Origin of the sequence: Sphingomonas sp. CCH9-F2 (assembly GCF_001556735.1) — a bacterium.
Taxonomy (GTDB): Bacteria; Pseudomonadota; Alphaproteobacteria; order Sphingomonadales; family Sphingomonadaceae; genus Sphingomonas; species Sphingomonas ginsenosidimutans.
The window spans coordinates 1-4,618 of the sequence record NZ_LSJO01000595.1; the positions used below are offsets into that span (position 1 = coordinate 1).

2 protein-coding genes and 2 pseudogenes are annotated in these 4,618 nt (G+C 73.9%); 2 read left to right on the forward strand and 2 right to left on the reverse strand.

Annotation, left to right across the window (positions count from 1 at the left end; translation table 11 throughout):
* Positions 1–1,096: CHASE2 domain-containing protein (locus AX685_RS16620; RefSeq protein ID WP_156445882.1), on the reverse strand; the 1,096-nt coding region annotated here is incomplete at its 3' end.
* On the reverse strand, positions 1,096–2,739 hold the full coding sequence (locus AX685_RS16625; protein ID WP_066490667.1) for a ShlB/FhaC/HecB family hemolysin secretion/activation protein: 1,644 nt from the start codon (positions 2,737–2,739) through the stop codon (positions 1,096–1,098). The genes AX685_RS16625 and AX685_RS16620, both read right to left, overlap by 1 nt.
* A gap of 404 nt (positions 2,740–3,143) precedes the next feature.
* Here AX685_RS16625 and AX685_RS23560 point away from each other — a divergent pair.
* Positions 3,144–3,308, forward strand: a pseudogene (locus AX685_RS23560) (FecR family protein); the annotation flags it as partial.
* Positions 3,309–3,567: 259 nt separating this feature from the next.
* Positions 3,568–4,618, forward strand: a pseudogene (locus AX685_RS23230) (hypothetical protein); the annotation flags it as partial.

Below are 4,618 nucleotides of genomic sequence, written 5' to 3' on the forward strand. Positions count from 1 at the left end.
CGCGGCCGGCGAAGGCACGCTGGTTGGGCAGGCCGGTCGCCTCGTCGGTCAGCCGGTTGTCGCGGAACCGGCGCGCGACGTCGCGCGCGGCGATCAGCGCGCCGGTGACGAGCAGCACGACAAAACCGATCGCGAGCGGATAGCGCACGCCGCCCCAGCGCTCCGCGGCCAGCACCGCCGCGGTAAAGACGGCCAGCGCGATCGTGAGCCGCACCGCCGCCACGCTGGTTCGACGGGCAGCGACCGCCGGCACCGCCAGCAGCAGCGCAAGCGCCAGCACCAACGGCCGCGTGCCGTGTACAGGCGTCCCGCCGAACAGCGTTTCGGTGGCCAGCGCCTGGATCACCACCCCCGGCAGGACACCGTGTGCGGGGACGAGATAGCGATCGCCCATCTCGATCGCGGTCGCGCCGATCAGGACGTTGCGCCCGCGCACCGTACGCGGATCGAAGCGTCCGCGCTCGACATCGATGAAGCTCAGCCGCGGGATGGTGGTGGGCGCGGCCGCGAAATCGATCGGGAAGGGTTCGCCCGCCTGCCCGGCGCGCGCGGCGATATAGGCCGACAGCGATGGGCGCGGGGTGCCGGCCGTCACGGTCGCCAGCGGCATGTCGCGCACGATGCCGTCAAGGTCGGGCAGGATGCTGACGGAGGCGAGGCTGGCATGCGCGCGCAGCGCGGGCAGAGGGAGCGAATCGAGATTGCGCCGGTCCGTCGTGCCGGCCTGTTGCGCGAAGGTGGGAAGGGCGACGCGCCCGTCCGCGCGGGCGATGGCGTCGGCGAACAAGCGGTCGTCCACCGGATCGGAGGCTGTGGAAAAATCGACGTCGAACACGATCGTCGCCGCGCCTGCCGCCTTCAGATGGTCGACGGCGGCGGCGTAATGGCGGCGTGGCCACGGCCAGCGGCGGATCGCATCCACGCTGCGCGCGTCCATTTCCACCACGACGACGTTACCCGATGCCGGGTGCGACATCACCGCGATCCGCAACGGCTCGATCAGGCGCTTCAGCGGCATGCCCACCGCCGGCAGCATCGTCGTCACCCCCGCGATCGCGGCGATGATGAGGATCAGGAACGAGCTGCGCGTGCGCATCAGAACGCGCGCGCCAGCCGCAGCGATATTCGCGGGCTGTGGTCGCCGGTGTCGAACCGCGCGTCGGTGACCGGTAGCGCCACCTCCACCAGCCAGTCGAACCGTCCGGTGCCGATCCGCGCGCCCATGCCCGTGGACATCAGGCTGCCGCCGCCCTCCCCGCCGCGTAGATTGCCGACGGTGCCCCCGTCGACGAAGCCGTAAAGCTGCGTGCGATCGACGATCCCGCCCGGCAGGCGGCCGATATCGGCACGCAGTTCGACCGCGCCCAGGATGCCCTGATCGCCGGTCCGCTCGGCATAATCGTATCCGCGGCCGAACGCCGGGCCGCCCAGGCCGATTTCCGCCACCGCCAGCAGCGGGCGCGACGCCAGCTGCCCGGCGCCGGCGACGACCAGGCTGAACGGCTTGCCGAGCGAGGTGGTCCAGTCGGCGGCAAAGGACAGCGTCGCGAAGCGCGCATCGCCGTCGCTGAGCGACGCCAGTGGCGAGCCGGCGCGAGTGACTGCGCCCACCGGCAAGCCGACATTGGTGGTCAGTTCGGCGCGGGCCGCGCCGCCGGCGAGCATCGTGGCGCCCGTCAGCGTGCCCGACAGCGTCACCAGCCGGTCGCGGCGCAGGCTGCTGCCCAGCAGATACTGGTCGGTCCCGATCGCGCGCAGCTCGCCGCCCAGCCACAGGCTGCGCGCGCGGGTGCGCAGCAACGGGTGCTGGACACCAATTGCGGCGTCGGCGCTGTTTCCCTCGACCTTCAGCGGCGTCAGCGAACCGCCGGGGCGCGACCGCGCGATCGACCCGGACACCGTGGCAATCGTGCCGCGCGCGTCGAGCGGCGCGGCGTAGCGCGCGCGGACGAAGACGAACTCGGACGGTTGCAGCGGCGTCTGCGACGCGATCAGCGTCACCTCGTCACCCGATTGCGCCACCTCGCGCGCGGTGGCGATCAGCGTCGATCGCACCGGGCCGACCTCGTCGCTGCCGCGGTTGTCGATCTGGACATAGGCCGAGCGGCGGTCCGCCTCGACGGTGACCAGCAGGATGCCGAAGCCGTCCTGCCGTACCAGCCGGCTGCCGGTGACGCGCAGACCGGGCATGTCGCCGACCAGCAGCAACGCACGTTCCAGATCCGCGCGGCGCAGCGGCCCGCCGGTGACCAGCGCGGCGGCCAGCACGCGATCGGCGGCCACGCTGCGCGCGCCCACGATCCGCACGGCGTCGATTCGACCAAGGTCCAGCGTGACATGGAGGATGCCGCCTGCCATTGATTGTGCCGGCACCTGCGCCGTGGCGAAGGGGTAGCCGCGATCACGCGCGATCTGCGCGACGGCGCCGGCCAGCGCCGCCAGATCGGGTTGCGACATCGCGATGCCCAGCCGCGGGGCGATCGCGTCGGCGAACGTGGCGGGCGGCAGCCGGTCCTGTCCATCGACGGTGATCGCGCGGACGATCCCGGTGACCGGCGCGGCGGCGCTGGCAGGGGCGACAGGGGCAGCGATCGACGGGGGCCCCTCCTGCGGCGTGGCGGCCGGCGGCGGAAGGGTGCGTTGGATCAGCGTCGGATCGGCACGGTCGAGTGCGGTCTGCGCCAGCGCGGACGGCGTGGCGAGCACCATCCAGCTGGCCAGGGCCAGTGCACGCTTCATGTCGGATCCCCGGATGTCATACCGCCGACAGCACTAGACGACGAAATCTTGGGATTTGGTTAGGGCGCGGTCACGCCCCGCGTAAACGCGCGCTTCACCACAGCATGAAACAGCACCGCAAGCCTTCCAGGGCGATGAGACGGCGCAGGCTCCGCCGAATCGGTCGGACTTGCGGGAGATTCTCGATGCGTCGCGCCCTTGCCGTCTTGCTGGCGGCATCCTGTTCCACGCAGGCCCTGGCCGGCCCGGCAGGCTGGACGATCAGCGAGGCGTCCGGCCCGGTCACGATCGCGCGTGCGGGTGTGTCGACGGTGGCGACGCGCGGCGGCGCGGTGAGCGCGGGCGATGTCGTATCGACCGGGCGCGGCGGGCGGGCGGTGCTGGTCCGCGGCACGGAATTCATGATGGTCGCCCCCGGATCGCGCCTGCGTCTGCCGGCGGAGGCGCAGCCCGCCGGCGTCACCCGCGTGATCGAGGAACTGGGCAACGTTGTCTTCATGATCAAGAAGAAGATGACCCCGCATTTCGAGGTGAAGACGCCGTATCTGGCCGCGGTGGTGAAGGGCACGACCTTTTCCGTCGGTGTGTCGGGCGCGGGCACGTCGGTGCAGGTGCTGGAGGGCGCGGTGGACGTCGCGACGCTGGACGGCGGGGCGCACGATTTGGTGACGCCCGGCGCGGTAGCCATGGTCGCGGCGGGCAATCGCATGCGCATGACGATCGAGGAGAATGGGCGGACCCGCGTTCTGGAATCGTCGGGAGCGGGCGAGAGCGAGCCGGCGCCGGCAGCGGTCCCGGTGGTGGCGGAACAGACCGCCTCCAGGGAAGGTGAAGGGGGGGGGCGAGAGCGGGGGCGCCGCGGCCCTTCCCGAGGCAGCGCCCGCGGTCGAGGTCGTGGCCTCGTCGCCGGCCGAGGCGCCCGCGCTGACCGCGGCGGTCTATGCCCCGGCGGCGTCGCTGGCGACCACCACCGGCGGGCTGGTATCCGGCACGATCGGCGGGGGCGGCGACATTGCCGGTGTCGCCGCCGCGACGAAGATCGCGACCGAGGCGGCGGTATCGACGACGCGCATGGTCGAGACCGCAAGTCAGATCGCCGAGGCGCGCGCCGCCGCGGCCGAGGCTGCCGCCACCGTCCAGAAGTCGGAGACCGAAACCGTCACCGCGGCGCTGGCCAAGGTGGAGGCGGAACGCCAGTCGGCCGACGCCGCGGCGGCCGCGATCAAGGCTGCCGAGGATGCCGCCCGGGCGAAGGTGGAGGAAGAGCAGCGCAGCACCGAGAAGGCGGCGGCCGCCGCGGCGGCGGAGGCAGCGGCCAGGGCCGCGGCGCAGGCGGCCGAGGATCGCGCCCGCGCCGAGGCGGAGCGGGTCGCCAAGGCGCAGGCGCAGGCACAGGCCGACGCGGACGCCGCTGCCGCGAAGCGCGCCTCTGACGAGGCCGCCGCGGCGGCGGCCAAGGCCGCGGCGGACGAGGCGGCGCGCGCCCAGGCGGCCAGTGCCGCCGCGGCCGAACGCGAGGCGGCGATCCAGCGCGCGACCGCTGAGGCCGCCGCGGCCGAGGCCGAGCGCGCGCGCCAGGAAGCGGCGCAGGCCGCCGCCCAGGAATCGGCGCGTCAGGCCGAGCAGGCGGCCGCGCTGGCCGCGCAGCAGATCGCGCAGGCGCAGGCCGCGCAGGCGCAGGCCGACGCCGCGGCGCAGGCCGCCGCCGATCAGGCGGCGCGCGACGCCGCCCGCGCGGCGCAGGAGGCGGCGGAGGCCGCGCGGGTCGCGGCGCAGGCCGCTGCCGACCAGGCGGCGCGCGACGCCGCCCGCGCGGCGCAGGAAACCGAGGCCGCGAACCACGCCGCGGCGCAGGCGGCGGCCGACAAGGCCGCGCGCG